The organism is Arthrobacter sp. zg-Y1110 (assembly GCF_025244865.1).
Classification (GTDB): Bacteria; Actinomycetota; Actinomycetes; order Actinomycetales; family Micrococcaceae; genus Arthrobacter_B.
In genome coordinates, this window is record NZ_CP104272.1 from 2,584,654 (window position 1) to 2,601,999 (window position 17,346).

Genomic DNA, 17,346 nt, shown 5'->3' on the forward strand with positions numbered 1-17,346 from the left:
TCCGGTCCAGCTCCCCGAACCCCGTCCGCCGAATCAGTATCCGGCGGACGGGGTTTTTGCTGCCTCCCGGATGATCTCCTCGAGTTCGTCTTCGCCGGCCAGGTTGTACGGCCGGACCAGCTTGTCGGCGGCCACATAGTAGAAGGCAGCCCGTACCTGCTCCAGCGGAACCCCCTTGAGCCGTGCCCAGGCCAGCCGGTACACGGCGAGCTGCACGGACCGCACATCGAGCTTCTGCGACGACGGCGGAGCGCCGGTTTTCCAGTCGATGAGGTCCCACGTGCCGTCCGCGTCCTGGAACACGGCGTCAATCCGGCCGCGGACGACGACGGTGTCCACCTTGGTCTCCACCGGCACTTCGATGAAGGCCGGCGTCCGCTGCGCCCAGTCCGAGGCCTCGAACGTGGCAATCATGTCTTCCAGCTGATAGGCCTCATCCACATAGGCGTCGGCGGCCCCGGGGTATTCGTCGATGTCCAGCATGCCGCTGGCACCGAAGAACTCCTCGACCCAGGCGTGGAAGGCGGTGCCCTTGCGGGCGGCCATGCCCGGTTGCCGGGGAACCGGGCGGCGGAGCTGCCGGGTAACCTCCGCCGGGTTGTCCTTCAGATCCACCAGCATGGATGCCGAAATGTGGGCGGGGAGTTCCACCTGCACCACCTCGTTCGGCGGACGGTGCCTCGCCAGCACCAGTTCCGTTTCGCGGCTCCAGCGCCCGATCAGGGACGCAGCAGCGGTATCAGCAGGCTCGGGATCCTGCCCGGGCAGGCGTTCTTCTCCCTGGCCCGGCCCCTCTCCCACGGTCCCGTCCAAGTTCCGGGCCTTTGCCGCCCGGCTGCCGGCCGATTCCAGCACGGCTTCCGCTGCGGCCTCCATTGCCTGCCGGCGCGGTCCCAGCGGGTCGACCGGCCAGACTGCCCGTTCCGCCTCGGCGTTGGCCGGGTTTTCCGTCCCTTCGTCCTCGGGCAGGACCCAGTGCAGGAGCCGGTAACCCGATGCTCCGGACTGCTCCAGGTCGTAGAGGTCCTGCAGGTACCGCGAGGGTGCCAGTGGTTTGGACCGTCCCCCGCCCCAGGCGGAGGAGGTGCAGATCAGCACGGACTTGGCGCGGGTGAACGCCACGTAGGCCAGCCGGCGTTCCTCACGTTCCGCATGGCCCTTGGCATCTTCGCTGAAGAGCTTTTCGCTTTCCAGCCAGGACTTCTGGTCTACCTGTTCCCAGTCCCACTGCGGCAGGTCCAGGCTGTCGCCGCGCAGGGTCCACGGGATGGCAGCGTCACCGCTGCTCCAGCGCGAATCCTTGTCATTGGGGAACGAGGCTTCGTTCAGGCCCGGAACCACCACGATGTCCCATTCCAGGCCCTTGGATGCGTGGACCGTGAGGAGCTGGACCGCTTCCCGGCTCGGCTCAAGCGGCGTCACGGGCAGGCCGTTTTCCTCGGAGTTGGCCGCTTCCAGCCACGCCAGGAACGCGGCCAGATCCACCCGTTCGGCGGACGAGCTGAAGGTGGCTGCGGCGTCGATGAAGGCGTCGAGGTTCCGCCGGGACTCGTGCAGGCTCACCCCGGGCTTGGCGGCGACCTCGATGTCGAGCAGGATCCGGCGTTCCACTTCCCCGATCAGCGTGGTCAGGTCCTCGCCGACAAAACCGCGCAGGTCCCGGAGCTCGTTCCGCAGCCGGGTCAGGCGCTTCAGCCCCTCTTCGGAGAGGGACCTTCCGGCGTTGGACACCCAGCCGGGACGCGGCAGTGAGTCCACGGCTTCCACTAGACTGCCGGCCTCCACCAAATCCGCCTCCACTACGAGGTCCGGCCCTTCGTCCGGGCCGTGGATATCCGCAGCGTCGGCAACCCGCACGGCCCGTTCACGGACGCGGACCAGGTGCCGGGACCAGTCAGCCAGTGCCATGAGGTCCGCCGGCCCGATCCGCCACCGGGCTCCGGCCAGGATCCGCAGCATCGAATCGGAACGCCCCGGGTCACCCAGGACCCGCAGGACAGCGAGCAGGTCAACCACTTCCGGGGTGGACAGCAGTCCGCCCAGGCCGACAATCTGCACCGGAATCCCCCGCTGCTCAAGTTCCTTGCGGATCGGTTCGAACTGCTTCCGCCCCCGGCACAGCACCGCCACCGTGGGCGTCAGTTCCTTCCCGCGGTCATCGTGCCCGCCGAGCTCCGCTTTGCGGCTGCGGTGGAACGCCACCTGCTCAGCTACGGCCTCGGCTTCCCCCAGGATCCGTTCCGGCGTGCCCTTGCCCGGCTCCACCGAGACATCACAGAGGTAGCGGCCCAGATACACCTCGCCCACGGGGGCGTTGGGCTTGGCCTGCAGCTCGGGTACGTGCGGCAGGCGCTGGTGCTTAAGCCACGGGGCAACCCCGTTGAGCGGGGTGGAGACGGTGTTGGCTGCCGCCAGCACGGAGGTGGAGTTCCGCCAGGCGACGGACAGGTTCGCCAGCGGCGCCAGTTCCCGGCCGGTGTCGGTGAACAGCGGGAACTTCTCCCGGAAGGTGCCGAGCTGGCCGGCCGAGGCCCCGCGGAACCCGTAAATGGACTGATGCGGGTCACCCACGGCGGTGACGGAACGCCCGTCGCCGAACAGGTTGGAGAAAAGCACCATCTGCGCGTGGGAGGTGTCTTGGAACTCGTCCAGCAGCACCACCTTGAACTTGGCGCGCTCCATTTCCACGGCTTCGGGGATGGTGGCGGCAATCCGGGCGGCCAGTTCCACGAGGTCGCCGAAGTCGAGCTGCCGGCGTTCCGCCTTGGCCTGCCGGTACGCTTCCACCAGTTCGGTCACGGAGATGCGCGTGCGGAGGCGGTTGATCAGCTTCCTGGCTGCCTGGGTGGGTTCCTTCGGCTTGCCGAACTGATACGGCAGGGCCGTCACCGCGGCCACGTGGGCTTCGAGCTCGGCGCGTACTTGGGCGGGGGTGCGCAGGTGTTCGGAGCATTCGCCGGCCATCTGCAGCACCGCGCCGACCAGGGTGGACTTGGCTGCGGTGAAGTGTTCGTATTCCCCGGAATAGGCTTCCACCACTTCATTGGCCAGCTGCCAGGACTGCGCGCCGCCGAGCATGACGGAATCGCGTTCGACGCCGATCCGCAGGCCGTAGTCGTTCACGATGCCGTTCGCGTAGGAATGGTAGGTGGAAACGCTTGGTTCCATCCGTTCCTCGCCGCCGCCGGCAGTGTCCGGGTCCGCTGCTCCGCCGGGTCCGGCGTCGAGCTGGTGGTAGAGCAGGTTCAGGCGCGCGCGGATGCGGGTGGCCAGCTCGCCGGCCGCCTTGCGGGTGAAGGTGACCCCGAGGATCTGTTCGGGCCGGACCAGTTCGTTGGCCACGAGCCAGACAACCCGGTCCGCCATGGTCTTGGTTTTGCCCGACCCGGCACCGGCAATGACCAGCAGGGGTTCGAGGGGACCTTCGATGATTCCGGCCTGGTCCTCAGTGGGGTACTGCACCGGCGAATTCGGATCGGTGTGCAGCAGTTCCGCCAGCTCCCGGGCGGAGTACTTCGGAACGGGCGCCGCTTCCGGCAGCTCCCCCGGTACCGTTACGGGCGCACTCACTCGGTGACCTGCTTTCCTTCAGCACAGATGGGACAAATTTCGGGCAGCCGGCAGCCGTTCCCGCCAAAACCGCTGCGGCCCGGGTCGTGAACGGTCTCGAAGAACGCGGCGGACATCAGGGCCGCCGCACTGCGGACCATATCGCGCGCTGTGGTGTCATCGGGATCCAGCGGCGGCTGTTCCTGGACGGAAACACCCTTGTTCGTGGTGCCCAGCTGCACCAGGGCGGCTCCGCCGGGCACCGCAGGGGCGTCCGGCAGCGCACCTTCCCGCACCGCCTCCTGGTAGGCGGCCAGCTGCGGGTGGCCCTGCAGGTCGTCCTTTTTCGGGGCCGATTTGCCGGTCTTCAGGTCCACGATGAACAGCCGGCCGTGCTCGTCGGCTTCCAGCCGGTCGATCTGCCCGCGCAGCAGGGCGGTGCGGACGGCGCCGTCGATCTCCACCGGCAGTTCCACCTCGAAGTCTTTTTCGACCGCGACGAGGGATCGGCCGCTGCGGCGCATGGTGAGGACGTATTCGGCGAGCTTGCGGACCATGGTTTCGGCCCGCTGGTAGTCCATCTGGCCCTCCCAGTTGTCCTTCATGCCCAGGGACGGCCAGCGTTTCTGCAGCTCCTGCACGTACTCACTGCCGGCGGCGTCGGGCATGTCCTGCGCAATGGAATGCACCAGCGTGCCCAGGGAACGGGCGAAGTCGGTGGCCTGCTCGCCGCCCGCAGCGGAGACGAACCAGCTCAGGGGCGACTTCAGCACGGCGTCGACCTTGGAGGGCGAGACCGGGATCCGCGCATCCGGGGGCAGGATCGGAGCGGTGCTGGACAGCGGCGCGAGGCCCCACCATTGCTCCGGATGGGCTCCGGGGACCGGAACGGGATGGTTCAGCATGGTCCCCAGGTGATGGACGGCTTCGGCGGCTGCTTCCGGATCTTCCGCGGGCTGCTGGGCGTAACGGCGCAGTTCCGCCACCAGCGAGCGCAGGGTGTGCGGGCGCAGGACTTCGGTGCGCTGCCGTTTTTCCGCCCCCGGTTCCAGCGGTGCCACGAGGTCCAGGAAGGACGAGGGCTGCTCGTCTTCGGACGAGACGGCCGTGCAGATCAGTACTTCGCGGGCACGCGAAATAGCGGTGGAGAAGCTGCGCAGTTCGTCAAAGCGGATGGACTGCATGAGTGTCAACGGGCTGCGGTGTGCCCGGAAATTGTCGCCGTGCTCGACGGCTGCCACCAGCTCGCCGCTGCCCAGCAGTTCACCGCGCAGGCGCAGATTGGGCCACACATCCTGCTGGATGCCGGCGACTATCACCATCGGCCATTCCCGGCCGGCAGCACTGGCCGGGGTAAGCAGCTCCACCGCCTCGCGGCGCTGGGCACGGGCGGCCAACGTATCCATGGGCAGCTCGGAACTGGTGAGGTAATCCAGGAACTGGGCCGGGGTGGAGCCGGGCAGCTGGTCGACATAGCGTTCCGCGGTCTGGAACAAGGCCATGATCGCGTCCAGGTCCCGGTCCGCGCGGGAGGCGCCCGGACCTCCGGACAGCGCCGTTTCCGCCCAGCGCTTGGACCAGCCGGAAACGGACCACAAAGCCCACAGGACGGTCTCCGCCGTGGCTCCCGGCTCCTGGACCGCTGTCCGGCCAGCGGCCAGCATGGCGGAAATGCGCTGGGCGGCCGGGCGGGCATCCCAGCTCAGGCCCGCAAGGGCCCGGCCGGATTCCGATTCCGGGTCCAGCAGCGACTCCACCAGCAGTACGTCGCTGGTCCGTCCGCCGCCGGCGCCGCGCTCTTCCCGGCGCAGGGCCTGCCGCAGCCGGCGCAGTTCCAGCGTGCTGGCGCCGCCGATCCGTGAAGTCAGCAGGGACACTGCCAGCTCGGGAGTCAGCAGCTCCGGATCCAGCACGACGGCGAACGCGTCCAGCAGCGGGCGGACGGCGGCTTCATCGCGGACCGCCCGTTCGGCGACGGGGACCTTGACTTCGATCCCCTGGCCGGTGAGGTAGCGCTGGAGGGCAGCCAGCTGGGCGCCGGTCCGGACAATGACGGCGATGTCCTCGAGCGAACGGCCCTGCAGCAGCTGCGCTTCCAGGATCCGCTGCGCCACGTAACGCTGCTCATGCATGGGGGTGTCCACCACATGGGCCTCGGCAGTACCCGCCGCCGGAGCGGCATCGGGTTCCGGCGCGTCGGGGCCCGGTGCGTCGTCGGGGGTTCCGCCGCCGCCTGGAACATTCGCCGGCGCTTTCCCGATGAACCGGGCATCGGCCACGGCGGTCCGGTAGGACGGCAGGGAGCCGACCACGGAAATCCGTGAGGCCGTCCGGGTCCAGGCTCCCGCCAGCGAACCGGTCAGCCGGTGTGAGGTGGTCAGGACGCTGGTCTGGAGGCGGCCGTTAAAATGCCTGCCCAGCTGGCCCACCAGATCCGGGCGGGCGCCGCGGAAGCCCTGGACCACGGTGTCGGGGCAGGCGGCGGCGATGGAGTCCCCAGTGCCGGCGAGCAGCGCGTAGAGGCTGTGGATGGCCGGGTTGGCTTCCTGCAGGTCATCCACCAGCACCAGCTGCTGGCGTTCCCGCTCGGCGGCCAGGAATTCCGGATCCGAGTGCAGGATGTTGAGGGCTGAAGTGATAATGCCTGCCGGATCGAAGGACTCCGGCATGCGCAGGTCCAGGACGTCCCGGTACTCGGCGTAGAGTTCCGCGGCGGCCACCCAGTCCGGACGGCCGTGCCGCTGTCCCAGCTCGCGCAGCTCCTCGGCGGAGATGCCGTACTCAATGACGCGGTCGAAGAGCTGGCGGATTTCCTGCCGGAAGCCGCGGGTCCCCAGGGCAAGGTCCAGGCTGTCCGGCCAGGGCAGTTCCGGCACCCCCTGCTGTCCGTGCCCGGCCAGCAGTTCCTTGATGATGACGTCCTGTTCGGCGCCGGAGAGCAGCTTCGGAGCCCGCGTGATGTAGGGCAGGCGGCCTTCGGTCTTGGCGCGCCGGATCAGGTCGAAGGCGTAGGAGGCCCAGGTGCGGGCGGGCGCGGTGCTCAGGGTTCCCTGCAGCCGTGCCGAGAGCGCATCCCGCAGGCCGGCAGCGGCAAGCCGTGACGGGGCGAGCATCAGCAGATGGGAAGGATCAAGCCCGTCGCGTTCAATCCGTGCGACGGCGGCTTCCACCAGGACGGTGGACTTGCCGGTTCCCGGCGCTCCGAGGACGAGCACGGGGCCGCTGCCCGTGGGCAGGTCCACCACGGCCTGCTGGTCTGCGCTGAGCCGGGGCGCTGACAATGCGCTTGCAGCCGGACCGACGAGTTGGAGTTCAACGCTCATGGTTCCACTTCATCATGTCCCTCCGACATTCCTGATATCGGTGCCCCCGGTGGTTGCCGGCCGGTGGAGTCCGGCGTCTCCGGGGCGACCCGCAGGGTGTTCTGCAGACCGGTCCGCAGGCGGTCCAAACGGTCCCATTCCGCCTCGTCGGGCTGCCAGCGGGCGGCTTCGATCCGCACCCGGTAGCCCGCGCCGTCGTCGTCCGCCGTCCCGCGCACCGGGGTGCCCTCGAGCCGGTAGTGTTCCCAGGCGCGCCCTTCATGGCAGCGCGGGGGTTGTCCCGAGGACCGCAGGACCCGCCACCAGCACACCTCGGAGCCGCGTGCGGACATTACTGCGCCCACCTGCCGCGGGCCGCCGGCGTCGAGCAGTTCGGCAATGTCCCCATAGGAGAGCACCCGTCCGGGCGGTATGAGATCGGCCACAGCCAGCACCGCGTCGGCGTAGTCCCTGCGCATATCCAGTAGGGTACCGACGCCGGCGGCGCCGCCGCCAATCCCGGGAATGTCACCGCTCCCCGATAGGTTTGAGGCATGAACAGCTGGCATGAACTTCCCCGGGCGGCCTTCGACCTGGAGACCACGGGCCGGGACCCGCAGACCGCGCGGATCGTCACCGCATCCATCATCCTGGTCAACGGCCGGGGCGAAACCCTGCAGCACCACGAGTGGCTGGCCTGCCCCGAGATCCCGATCCCCGCCGAGGCGGCAGCCATCCACGGCATCACCAATGAACGCGCCCGGGCGGAGGGCGGGAACCCTGCCGCCGTCACGGCCGAGGTGGCCGAGGTGCTGGCCGGCATGTTCGCAGCAGGCATTCCCGTCCTGGCTTTCAACGCCTGCTATGACTTCACGGTCCTGGCCCGCGAATGCGAACGCTTCGGCCTCACGGCTCCCCATCCGGTTCCCGTCATCGACCCGTACATCCTGGACAAGCAGGTGGACCGGTTCCGCCGCGGCAAGCGCACCCTCACCGCCATGGCCGAGCACTACGGCGTGGGGTTCGAGAATGCGCATACCTCAGCGGCCGACGTCGCGGCCACCCTTTCCGTGGCAGCAGTCATGGCCGCGAAGTATCCGGAACTGCAGTGCGATGCGCGCACCCTCCACGAGTCCCAGGTCGGCTGGGCCGCAGCCCAGGCTGCCAGCTTCCAGGAATACCTCCGGCGCCGGGAACCGGAAGCCGTGATCGACGGCAGCTGGCCGTTCCGTGCCGCGCCGGACCACGCGCCCGGGTCCGTCCTCGACCCGGCCTGACCCTTCCGCGGCTGCCGTCCCGGCTCCTTCACGGGCCGTCACTTTGGCCGGAGCGCGGCAGCCAACATGCGATACTGGTAACTGTGTTTGGCGCTGATGGCGCCCCAGGCGTACCCGCGTTCTTACGCGCGCGTACCGTCTCGCGCCACGAGATTGGCAGGCACCCTCCGCACAGCCGGCATTTGGGCACGGCACAGAACCGTGCCCCTTTCCCCATGCTCCGGTCCGGCCATTGAACGCATATGACGAGGACGAATGATCACAGTTACCGACCTTCGCAAGGTCTACCGGCAGGGCGACCGCATGGTCACTGCACTGGACGGCGTGAGCCTGAGCGTGCCCAAGGGTTCGATCCACGGGATCATCGGCCACTCCGGTGCCGGAAAGTCCACTCTGGTCCGCTGCCTGACCCTGCTGGACCGGCCGACGTCGGGCTCGGTCACCATCGACGGCCGTGAGCTGACCGCTGTGAAGGACTCCGAGATCCGCGCGGCCCGCCGCCGGATCGGCATGGTGTTCCAGCACGCGAACCTCATGGACTCCCGCACCGCCGCCGCAAACATCGCCCACCCGCTGGAGCTGGTGGGCACGAAGAAGAGCGTCATCGACGCCCGGGTAAAGGAACTGCTGGCCCTCGTTGGCCTCGAAGGCAGCGCCGGAGCATACCCCGCCCAGCTTTCCGGCGGACAGAAGCAGCGCGTGGGCATCGCCCGGGCACTGGCCTCCGATCCGGATGTGCTCCTTTGCGATGAGCCGACCTCGGCCCTGGACCCCAGCACCACGGACGACATCCTGGACCTGATTTCCGATCTCACCCGCCGCCTGGACCTGACGGTCCTGATCATCACGCACGAGATGAACGTGGTGAAGCGGATCTGCGATTCGGTATCCCTGCTCGAGGCAGGACGGGTGGTGGAACACGGCCCGCTGCGCGAGGTTGCCTCCGACCTGCGCGGCCGGCTGGCCAAACAGCTGATCCCGCTGCCCGTAACGCCGCCGTCGCCCGGCGGCCCGGTCCTGGAACTGCTCTTCACGGGCCAGACCACGTCGGACCCGGTGCTTTCCGCGCTCACCCGCCGGTTCGACACCGATGTAAACGTCCTTGCCGGCAGCGTCGAGCTGCTGGCCGGCACCCGCTTCGGACGGCTGCGCATCCAGTTGGACACGCACACCGACATGGCCGCCGTCCATGAATACCTCGCCCTGCAGGGCGTCACCGTGGAGGTGGCAGCATGAACTTCCTGACCGGACTCTTCGACAACCCCGGAATCACCAAGGCACTGCCCGAAGCCGTGCTGGAAACCCTCCAGATGGTCGGCATCTCCGGCTTCTTCACCCTGCTGATCGGCCTGCCGCTTGGCGTGTTCCTGCACGTCAGTGCGCCCGGGGGCCTGCTCCCGATGAAGGTCGTCAACCGGATTGTCAGCGACATCATCGTCAACATCACCCGGTCGGTGCCCTTCGCCATCCTCATGGTCACCCTGATTCCGCTGGCACGCCTCATCACCGGGACCTCGATCGGCCCCGTGGCCGCCTCCGTTTCGCTGAGCATCGCGACCATCCCGTTCTTTGCACGGCTGGTGGAAAACGCGCTCCGCGACGTCAGCGGCGGCAAGATCGATGCAGCCCTGGTGATGGGATCGACGAAGATGCAGGTGGTCACCAAGGTGCTGCTGCGCGAGGCCCTGCCCGGCCTCGTCGCTGCCCTGACCACCACGCTGGTAACCCTCGTGGGTTACTCCGCCATGGCCGGCATTGTCGGCGGCGGCGGTCTCGGCCGACTGGCCTATAACTACGGCGTCCAGCGCTTTGACACGCAGGTCATGGTGGTCACGATCATCATCATCGTGGCCCTCGTGCAGATCATCCAGCTTGCCGGCGATTTCGTTTCCCGCCGGGTGGACCACCGGTCCGCCGCGGGCACCGGCCGGCGCAGCCGTCCGGCCACTGCGGTCACCGACGCCGCCGCCGATCCCCGCACCGGCACGGACCGCGAATTCGACAAGACCTCTGTCTAGTCTCCGTCTTCGGCAGTCCGGGGCCCTGCCCCGGCCCTGCCGGATCTGCAGCCAGTAGCCGCTAGCTGCACCTTCCCCGGACAGCGGAGTTCCGCTTCCCGGGTCACGTGAAAGGAACGCACTCGATGCGTAAAGCACTTACCCTCGTTGCCACTTCAGTGGCCACGGCTCTGGCGCTGACGGCTTGCGGTGGATCCGATTCCGCCTCCAGCGCCGTGGAGAGCCTTGACCCCGCAAACCCGGTAACCCTGACCGTGGGCGCCAGCCCCACCCCGCACGCCCGGATCCTCGAGTTTGTCCGTGACAACCTCGCCGAGGACACCGGCCTGGAAATCGAGATCCAGGAGTTTGACGACTACGTCACGCCGAACATCTCCCTGAACGACGGCGACAGCGACGTCAACTTCTACCAGCACCTGCCCTACCTGGAATCCCAGATGGAAAAGCAGGGCTACGACTTCGAGCACGGCGCAGGCATCCACGTGGAGCCGTACGCCGCTTTCTCCGATAAGCACGACGACGTCTCCTCCATCAAGGACGGCGCCCGGGTGATGGTCACCAATGACCCCTCGAACCAGGCCCGCGCCCTGAAGATGCTTGAGGAGGCCGACCTCGTGAAGGACATCGCCGACGACTCCTCGGTGCTGACCCTCACCGAGGAGCAGAACTTCAAGAACCTGGACTTCCAGGAAAACAATCCTGAGCTGCTGGTCAACGACCTCGGGGATCCCACCGTGGACCTCGCCATCATCAACGGCAACTACATCCTCGAAGCCGGGCTGAACACCGACGACGCCCTGCTGGTGGAATCCGCCGAGGACAACCCGTACGCCAACTTCCTGGTCTGGAAGACCGGCAACAAGGACGCACGGATCGACAAGCTCGAGGAACTGCTCCACTCCCCCGAAACCAAGGCCTTCATTGAAGAGACCTGGCCGAACGGCGATGTGACTGCCGCTTTCTAAGGCAGGACGACAAAAACCCCGCACTTCCCGTTTCAAAGGGAGGTGCGGGGTTTTTCGTTGTCCTGGGCTAGGCCAGCTACAGCCGGGCCGGCCTTACGGCTGGGCCGCAGCAGCGGCTTGGGCGGCAGCCGGCAGCGCGGCGTAGATCCGGTTCATCGCGGCGTCGTCATGGGCGCCGGACAGGAACCAGGCCTCGAACACCGACGGCGGCAGGTACACGCCGGCGTCGAGCATCGAGTGGAAGAACGGCTTATACCGGAAGGCTTCCTGCGCCTGGGCCTGCTCGTAGTTGTGCACGCCGGTGGCGGACGTGCCGAAGGCGACGCTGAAGAGGCTGCCGGCGCGCTGGATGCTGTGGTCCACGCCGGCCTTGTCCAGTTCGGCGGACACGGCGGCGGAGAGCTCCGCGGAACGGGCGTCGACGTTGGCGTAGACCTCGGCGGTGGCGGCCTTCAGCGTTGCGACGCCGGCCGCCATCGCAATCGGGTTACCCGACAGGGTGCCGGCCTGGTAGACCGGGCCCAGCGGGGCGAGGTAATCCATCACGTCGGCCCGGCCGCCCAGGGCTGCCACGGGCATGCCGCCGCCGATCACCTTGCCGAAGGTGAACAGGTCCGGCGTCCACGGTTCCGTTGCGTCGGCTGCGCCGCCGGTCAGGCCCCAGTAGCCGGCCGGTCCGGTGCGGAACCCGGTGAGTACCTCGTCGAGGATCAGCAGCGCGCCGTGCGCGGCGGTGATCCGGGAGAGGGCGGCGTTGAAGCCCTCGTCCGGAGTAACCACGCCCATGTTCGCCGGGGCGGCTTCGGTGATGACTGCGGCAATGTTGGCTCCGTGCTCGGCGAACGCCTTTTCGACGGCGGCCACGTCGTTGTACGGCAGCACCAGGGTTTCCGCGGCGGTCGCTTCGGTGACGCCGGCCGATCCGGGCAATGCCAGGGTGGCCAGGCCGGAGCCGGCGGAGGCGAGCAGCCCGTCGAGGTGGCCGTGGTAGCAGCCGGCGAACTTGATGACCAGGTTCCGGCCGGTGAACCCGCGGGCCAGCCGGATGGCGGTCATGGTGGCTTCGGTGCCGGTGGACACCATGCGCAGGCGCTTCACACCCGGCACGCGGTCCATGACCAGCTGCGCCAGCTCGGCTTCGGCCGGGGTGGACGCACCGAAGGACAGTCCGTTGTCGACGGCTGCGTGGACGGCGGCCAGGACGTCCGGGTGGGAGTGGCCCACCAGCGCCGGTCCCCAGGAGCAGACCAGGTCCACGTATTCGCGGCCCTCGGAGTCGGTGATGTACGGGCCCTTGGCGGAAACCATGAAGCGCGGTGTGCCGCCCACGGAGCCGAAGGCCCGGACCGGGGAGTTCACGCCTCCGGGCATCAGGGCCCGGGCGCGGTCAAAGAGTTCTTCGGACGAGGAGACAGGTGAGGACATTACTTGCTTTCCTTCAGCCAGGCCGCCAGCTCGGTGGCCCAGTAGGTGAGAATCATGTTGGCGCCGGCCCGCTTGATGCCCAGCACGGACTCTTCGATGGCCCGGCGGCGGTCAATCCAGCCGTTGGCGGCGGCAGCTTCAATCATCGCGTACTCGCCGGAGATCTGGTAAGCGCCCACCGGTACCGGGGACATGGCGGCCACGTCGGCCAGCACGTCGAGGTAGCTCATGGCCGGCTTGACCATCACCATGTCGGCGCCTTCTTCGAGGTCAAGCTCCACTTCGAGGAGGGCCTCACGGCGGTTCGAGGCATCCATCTGGTAGGTCCGGCGGTCACCCTTCAGCTGGGAGTCCACGGCTTCGCGGAAGGGACCGTAGAACGCGGAGGCGTACTTCGCGGCGTAGGCGAACAGGGAGACGTCGGTGAAACCGGCGGTATCCAGGGCGTGGCGGATGACGGCGATCTGTCCGTCCATCATGCCCGACGGGCCCAGCACGTGCGCGCCGGCGCGGGCCTGCTCCACCGCCATCCGGCCGTAGATTTCCAGGGTGGCGTCATTGTCCACCACACCGTTTTCGTCCAGCACGCCGCAGTGTCCGTGATCGGTGAATTCGTCCAGGCAGACATCGCTCATGATGACGAGGTCGTCGTCGACTTCCCCGCGGACGGCGGCGATGCCGCGGTTGAGGATGCCGTTGGGATCGGTGCCCGCGCTGCCGACGGCGTCACGCTCGGCGGGGATGCCGAACAGCATGATGCCGCCGATGCCCAGCCCTGCCGCTTCCGAAGCAGCCTTCTTCAGGCTGTCCATGGTGTGCTGGACGACGCCGGGCATGGAGGTGAGCGGGTTCGGCTCGGTGATGCCCTCCCGGACGAAGACCGGAAGGATCAGCTCGGCCGGGTCCAGCCGAAATTCAGCGGTCAGCCGCCGCATGGCGGGGGTGGTGCGGAGGCGGCGGGGACGGTGCTGGGGGAAGCTCATGGGGATGGTTCTGCCTTCCGGTAATGATGGGGAACTAGGGAGTAGGACCCGTAGACATAGCAACGGAGAGTGCGTGGGCTATTCCCGCCGGCGTTGGCTGCTTCGCCACGGCATCCGGCGCCGCACCCAGTTCACGCATTCGCGCAGCCGTGCTGTCGCCGATGGCCACCAGCAGCGTTCCGGCCGGTACCGGCACACAGCGCCGGACGAACCGTCGGGCGATGCTCGGGGAGGTGAGGACGACGGCGCGGCGTCCGGCCGGTGCCCACGCGGCGAAGGATTCGGGGTCCAGCAGTCCTCCCCCGGTCACCGCCGGGGTGAAGCGTACGCCGGTGGCCGGGTAGTCCACCGTGCAGTACGCGGTCACGGCGCGGACCTCCCAGCCCAGGGCGGTCAGTGCCTCGTGCAGGGACGGGTCGGCAACATCGGCCTGCGGCAGCAGCACCCGCAGGTCGCCGCCCTCCGGATCCGACCCGGAGGGATCCGGCCAGGATGCGGCCAGGCCGCGGGCCGACTGGTCGGTGTCCGGCAGGAAATCGATATCGAAGCCGACTTCTTCCAGGGCCTGCCGCGTTCCGGCACCTACTGCCGCGATCCGGGTGTCCGCGGGCACCAGGGCCTCGGGGCAGATGCCCAGCGCTGCACACCGGCGGGTCACGGCCCGCACGGTGGTGACACTGGTGAAGACCACCCAGGCGAACCGTCCGGCCTTCAATGAATTCAGTGCGCGGTCCAGCAGTGCGGTGTCCGCGGGGAACTGGAAATCGATCAGGGGCATCAGCGTCACCGACGCCCCGCAGTCCTGCAGTTCCCGGACCATGGCCGAAGCCCGGTCCGGGGTGCGTGGTAGGACAACGTTCAGTCCGGCGAGGTCCGGACCGTTGTGTCTGGCCGCCATCTCAGCAGCTCCGGAAGCGGGGCATCAGCTGGCAGGCAGGTCCGTGAGCTGCGCAGCGCCGGCCGCAAGCAGCTCCTCGGCAACCTGCACGCCCAAGGCGCGGGCGGCGTCTTCGGTGAGTTGCCCGGCAACGCCGGTGCGGCGCATCAGCCGGGTACCGTCGTCGCTGCAGACCACGGCTTCGAGCGTGATGCCTTCGGCTCCGACCCGGGCCAGCGCACCGACCGGAGCCGTGCACCCTGCTTCAAGCCTGCCGAGCATGGCCCGTTCCGCTGCCACCGTGAGGCGGCTTTCGCGGTGGTCATATGCGGCAAGTGCCGTCGCGAGCTGCCCTTCAACGGCGTCTGCCGCACGGCATTCCACTGCCAGCGCTCCCTGCCCGGGGGCGGGAAGCATCACGGCGGGATCAATGAACTCGGTCACCATGTTCAGGCGGCCCAGCCGGGCCAGGCCGGCGGCAGCCAGCACCACGGCGTCGAGGTCACCGGGGGCGCCTTCCACCAGGCCGGCAACCCGGCCGAGGCGGGTATCCACGTTGCCGCGGATGTCCACGATCTCGATGTCCGGGCGGGCGGCGCGCAGCTGGGCTGCCCGGCGCGGGGAACCGGTGCCGATCTTCGCACCGGCGGGAAGCTGTGCCAGGGTCAGTCCGTCACGGGCACACAGCACGTCGCGGACATCCACCCGTTCCGGAATGGCGCCCAGGGCAAGGCCGTCCGCCGGGGAGGTGGGCAGGTCCTTGAGCGAGTGCACGGCAACATCGCAGTCTCCGCGCAGCAGCGACTCGCGCAGCGCGGCAACGAACACGCCGGTGCCGCCGATCTGCGACAGGGCGGCACGATTGATATCACCCTCGGTGCGCACGCGGACCAGCTCGACGTCGAAGCCGCCGAGCCCGGACAGGGCCTCGGCCACGGTGGTGGTTTGGGTGACGGCCAGGGCGCTGCCGCGGGTGCCGATCAGGACGGGCGAGTGCGCCACTACTGGACGCCCACAGTGGAATCGGCGCCTGCAATGGTCGGCTTTTCGCCGCGCAGGTTCGCGCAGCAGCCGGGGCGGCAGACGTCGTACCACGGTCCGAGTTCGGTCAGGGCGGGGCGGATGGCAATGTTGTTTTCCAGGGTGCGTTCCTGCAGCAGGTCCACCAGGCCGGACACGAAGGTCTCATGGATACCCGGGGTCGGAGTGCGGTCAGCCGCCAGGCCCAGTTCCCGGCAGGTAGCCATGGCCTCGGTATCGAGGTCCCAGAGGACTTCCATGTGGTCGCTGACGAAGCCCAGCGGAACAATCACCACGCCGTTGACGCCCTTGGCGGGCAGTTCGGCAATCGCGTCGTTGATGTCCGGTTCCAGCCAGGGGATGTGCGGGGCGCCGGAGCGGGACTGGTAGACCAGCTGCCAGTCCAGGCCTGCGGCTTCGGGGATCCGGTCCATGATGGCGCGGGCGTTGGCCAGGTGCTGGGCAACATAGGCGCTGCCTTCTTCGAACTCCCGGTCGCGCGGGCCGGAGGCTTCGGCGTCGGCGGTGGGGATGGAGTGGGTGGAGAAGAGGATCTCGATCTTCTCGTTTTCCACGCCCTTGGCCGCCAGCTGCTCGCGGACCTTCGCCACGGACCCGCGGACGCCTTCGATGAAGGGTTCCACGAAGCCCGGGTGGTCAAAGTACTGGCGGACCTTGTCCACGTGTAGCTTCTTGTCCAGGCCGGTCTTCAACAGGTTCATGCCCAGGTCTTCGCGGTACTGGCGGCAGCTCGAGTACGAGGAGTAGACACTGGTGGTGACCATGAGGATGCGGCGGTGGCCGGCGTCGTAGGCCTCCTGCAGGACGTCCTTGATGTAGGGAGCCCAGTTCCGGTTGCCCCAGAGGACAGGGAGTTCGACGCCGCGGCGTGCCAGCTCTGCTTCCAGGGCAGCCTTCAGCGCACGGTTCTGCTCGTTGATGGGGCTGATGCCGCCGTTGGCGCGGTAGTGGGTGGCCACTTCCTCCAGCCGCTCGTCAGGGATGCCGCGGCCGGCGGTGACGTTGCGCAGGAAGGGAATGACATCTTCCTGGCCTTCCGGGCCGCCGAAGGAGGCCAGCAGGATGGCGTCGTAATGCTTCGGGGCCATGCGGCCGTTTTCGTCGACGCCCTCAAAGGGGTCGAAGGCAGGCTCGTTGGAAACAGCGGATGTCATTTGAGTACCTCGGCAACTTCGGCGGCCGGGATACGCCGGCCGGTATAGAACGGGACTTCTTCACGGACGTGGTTGCGGGCCTCGGTGGCGCGCAGGTGGCGCATCATGTCGACGAGGTCCACCAGGTTGGGAGCTTCAAGGCCCAGGATCCATTCCCAGTCGCCCAGGGCGAAGGAGGCCACGGTGTTGGCCAGGACCTGGGGGAATTCGCGGCCGAGCATGCCGTGGTCGCGCAGCATCTTGCCGCGTTCCTCGGCGGGCAGCTGGTACCACTCGTAGGAGCGGACAAACGGGTAAACGCAGATCCAGGTCTCGGGGTCGATGCCCCGGGCGAAGGACGGCCAGTGGTTCTTGGAGAACTCCGCGTCGCGGTGCACGCCCATGGCGGACCAGGCGATCTCGGTGCCGGCAAACAGCTCGGACCGGCGGATCTGCCGCAGGGCCGCCTGCAGCGCTTCCGGCGCGCTGCCGTGCAGCCACACCATAACGTCGGCATCCACGCGCATGGCGGAGACGTCGTACAGGCCGCGGAGCGTGACGTTGCTGGCTGCCAGGTCCTTGGTCAGGGTCTCGAACGCATCAACTGCACCGTTCGAGACAGGCGCTTTCGGCATGGAGGACCGTTTGAAAACGGTCCAGAGGGTAAAGAACTGTTCGTCGTTGCCGGCCGTTCCGGCGGCGCTGCGGTCCATCGTCTCACTCATGTTTAACAGTCTGCCCTTTGCGTATAGGTAAGTCGAAACACCGCACTTCTA

At 68.1% G+C, this 17,346-nt stretch carries 13 protein-coding genes; 4 read left to right on the forward strand and 9 right to left on the reverse strand.

Translation table 11 applies throughout. The annotated features are described in order from the left end of the window. Nucleotides 1–33 precede the first annotated feature (33 nt). From N2K99_RS12015 to N2K99_RS12025, 3 genes are read right to left on the reverse strand one after another with little or no spacing between them, the layout of a single operon-like run. Nucleotides 34–3,570, reverse strand: coding sequence for an ATP-dependent DNA helicase (locus N2K99_RS12015; protein WP_227933104.1), 3,537 nt, complete (start codon nt 3,568–3,570; stop codon nt 34–36). Continuing rightward, entirely contained in the window at nt 3,567–6,872 is a 3,306-nt protein-coding gene (locus N2K99_RS12020) for an ATP-dependent DNA helicase (RefSeq protein WP_227933103.1), read from the reverse strand. Before N2K99_RS12020 ends, N2K99_RS12015 begins: the two co-directional genes overlap by 4 nt. Further along, nucleotides 6,869–7,330: an MGMT family protein gene (locus N2K99_RS12025; protein WP_227933102.1), complete on the reverse strand. Its 462-nt coding sequence runs from the start codon at nt 7,328–7,330 to the stop codon at nt 6,869–6,871. Before N2K99_RS12025 ends, N2K99_RS12020 begins: the two co-directional genes overlap by 4 nt. A gap of 75 nt (nt 7,331–7,405) precedes the next feature. Here N2K99_RS12025 and N2K99_RS12030 point away from each other — a divergent pair, with 75 nt between their 5' ends. The 4 genes from N2K99_RS12030 to N2K99_RS12045 all read left to right on the forward strand — a co-directional run bounded on the left by N2K99_RS12030 (nt 7,406) and on the right by N2K99_RS12045 (nt 11,111). Then, nucleotides 7,406–8,128, forward strand: a complete 723-nt coding sequence (locus N2K99_RS12030) for a 3'-5' exonuclease (RefSeq protein WP_227918404.1) — start codon at nt 7,406–7,408, stop codon at nt 8,126–8,128. A gap of 255 nt (nt 8,129–8,383) precedes the next feature. Next, on the forward strand, nt 8,384–9,364 hold the full coding sequence (locus N2K99_RS12035; protein WP_227918405.1) for a methionine ABC transporter ATP-binding protein: 981 nt from the start codon (nt 8,384–8,386) through the stop codon (nt 9,362–9,364). Continuing rightward, nucleotides 9,361–10,146 (forward strand): methionine ABC transporter permease, encoded by a 786-nt coding sequence (locus tag N2K99_RS12040; RefSeq protein ID WP_227918406.1) that lies wholly within the window; start codon nt 9,361–9,363, stop codon nt 10,144–10,146. The genes N2K99_RS12035 and N2K99_RS12040 overlap by 4 nt, the downstream gene beginning before the upstream one ends. Before the next feature lie 125 nt (nt 10,147–10,271). Then, complete coding sequence (locus tag N2K99_RS12045; RefSeq protein WP_227933101.1) at nt 10,272–11,111, forward strand: MetQ/NlpA family ABC transporter substrate-binding protein; 840 nt, start codon at nt 10,272–10,274, stop codon at nt 11,109–11,111. A gap of 93 nt (nt 11,112–11,204) precedes the next feature. Here N2K99_RS12045 and hemL read toward each other — a convergent pair whose 3' ends face one another. The 6 genes from hemL to hemQ are packed head-to-tail and all read right to left on the reverse strand — an operon-like array spanning nt 11,205 to nt 17,295. Next, nucleotides 11,205–12,536: a glutamate-1-semialdehyde 2,1-aminomutase gene (gene hemL, locus N2K99_RS12050; RefSeq protein ID WP_227918408.1), complete on the reverse strand. Its 1,332-nt coding sequence runs from the start codon at nt 12,534–12,536 to the stop codon at nt 11,205–11,207. Further along, nucleotides 12,536–13,519, reverse strand: a complete 984-nt coding sequence (hemB, locus tag N2K99_RS12055; RefSeq protein ID WP_227918409.1) for a porphobilinogen synthase — start codon at nt 13,517–13,519, stop codon at nt 12,536–12,538. Before hemB ends, hemL begins: the two co-directional genes overlap by 1 nt. Nucleotides 13,520–13,553: 34 nt before the next feature. Beyond that, on the reverse strand, nt 13,554–14,417 hold the full coding sequence (locus N2K99_RS12060; RefSeq protein ID WP_227918410.1) for a uroporphyrinogen-III synthase: 864 nt from the start codon (nt 14,415–14,417) through the stop codon (nt 13,554–13,556). A gap of 24 nt (nt 14,418–14,441) precedes the next feature. Beyond that, a complete protein-coding gene (hemC, locus tag N2K99_RS12065) occupies nt 14,442–15,398 on the reverse strand; it encodes a hydroxymethylbilane synthase (protein WP_227918411.1) in 957 nt (318 codons plus the stop codon). Next, the gene (locus tag N2K99_RS12070) at nt 15,398–16,591 is read right to left on the reverse strand and encodes a ferrochelatase (RefSeq protein ID WP_227918412.1); all 1,194 of its coding nucleotides are present in this window, start codon (nt 16,589–16,591) and stop codon (nt 15,398–15,400) included. The genes hemC and N2K99_RS12070 overlap by 1 nt, the downstream gene beginning before the upstream one ends. After that, the gene (hemQ, locus tag N2K99_RS12075) at nt 16,588–17,295 is read right to left on the reverse strand and encodes a hydrogen peroxide-dependent heme synthase (protein WP_227918413.1); all 708 of its coding nucleotides are present in this window, start codon (nt 17,293–17,295) and stop codon (nt 16,588–16,590) included. The genes N2K99_RS12070 and hemQ overlap by 4 nt, the downstream gene beginning before the upstream one ends. Nucleotides 17,296–17,346 lie beyond the last annotated feature (51 nt).

Excerpts from the sequence above, each read along its gene's own strand:
- N2K99_RS12020 (WP_227933103.1), bottom strand. The coding sequence starts at position 6,872 with ATGAGCGTTGAACTCCAACTCGTCGGTCCGGCTGCAAGCGCATTGTCA.
- N2K99_RS12025 (WP_227933102.1), bottom strand. The coding sequence starts at position 7,330 with ATGCGCAGGGACTACGCCGACGCGGTGCTGGCTGTGGCCGATCTCATA.
- N2K99_RS12030 (WP_227918404.1), top strand. The coding sequence starts at position 7,406 with ATGAACAGCTGGCATGAACTTCCCCGGGCGGCCTTCGACCTGGAGACC.
- N2K99_RS12035 (WP_227918405.1), top strand. The coding sequence starts at position 8,384 with ATGATCACAGTTACCGACCTTCGCAAGGTCTACCGGCAGGGCGACCGC.
- N2K99_RS12040 (WP_227918406.1), top strand. The coding sequence starts at position 9,361 with ATGAACTTCCTGACCGGACTCTTCGACAACCCCGGAATCACCAAGGCA.
- N2K99_RS12045 (WP_227933101.1), top strand. The coding sequence starts at position 10,272 with ATGCGTAAAGCACTTACCCTCGTTGCCACTTCAGTGGCCACGGCTCTG.
- hemL (WP_227918408.1), bottom strand. The coding sequence starts at position 12,536 with ATGTCCTCACCTGTCTCCTCGTCCGAAGAACTCTTTGACCGCGCCCGG.
- hemB (WP_227918409.1), bottom strand. The coding sequence starts at position 13,519 with ATGAGCTTCCCCCAGCACCGTCCCCGCCGCCTCCGCACCACCCCCGCC.
- N2K99_RS12060 (WP_227918410.1), bottom strand. The coding sequence starts at position 14,417 with ATGGCGGCCAGACACAACGGTCCGGACCTCGCCGGACTGAACGTTGTC.
- N2K99_RS12070 (WP_227918412.1), bottom strand. The coding sequence starts at position 16,591 with ATGACATCCGCTGTTTCCAACGAGCCTGCCTTCGACCCCTTTGAGGGC.
- hemQ (WP_227918413.1), bottom strand. The coding sequence starts at position 17,295 with ATGAGTGAGACGATGGACCGCAGCGCCGCCGGAACGGCCGGCAACGAC.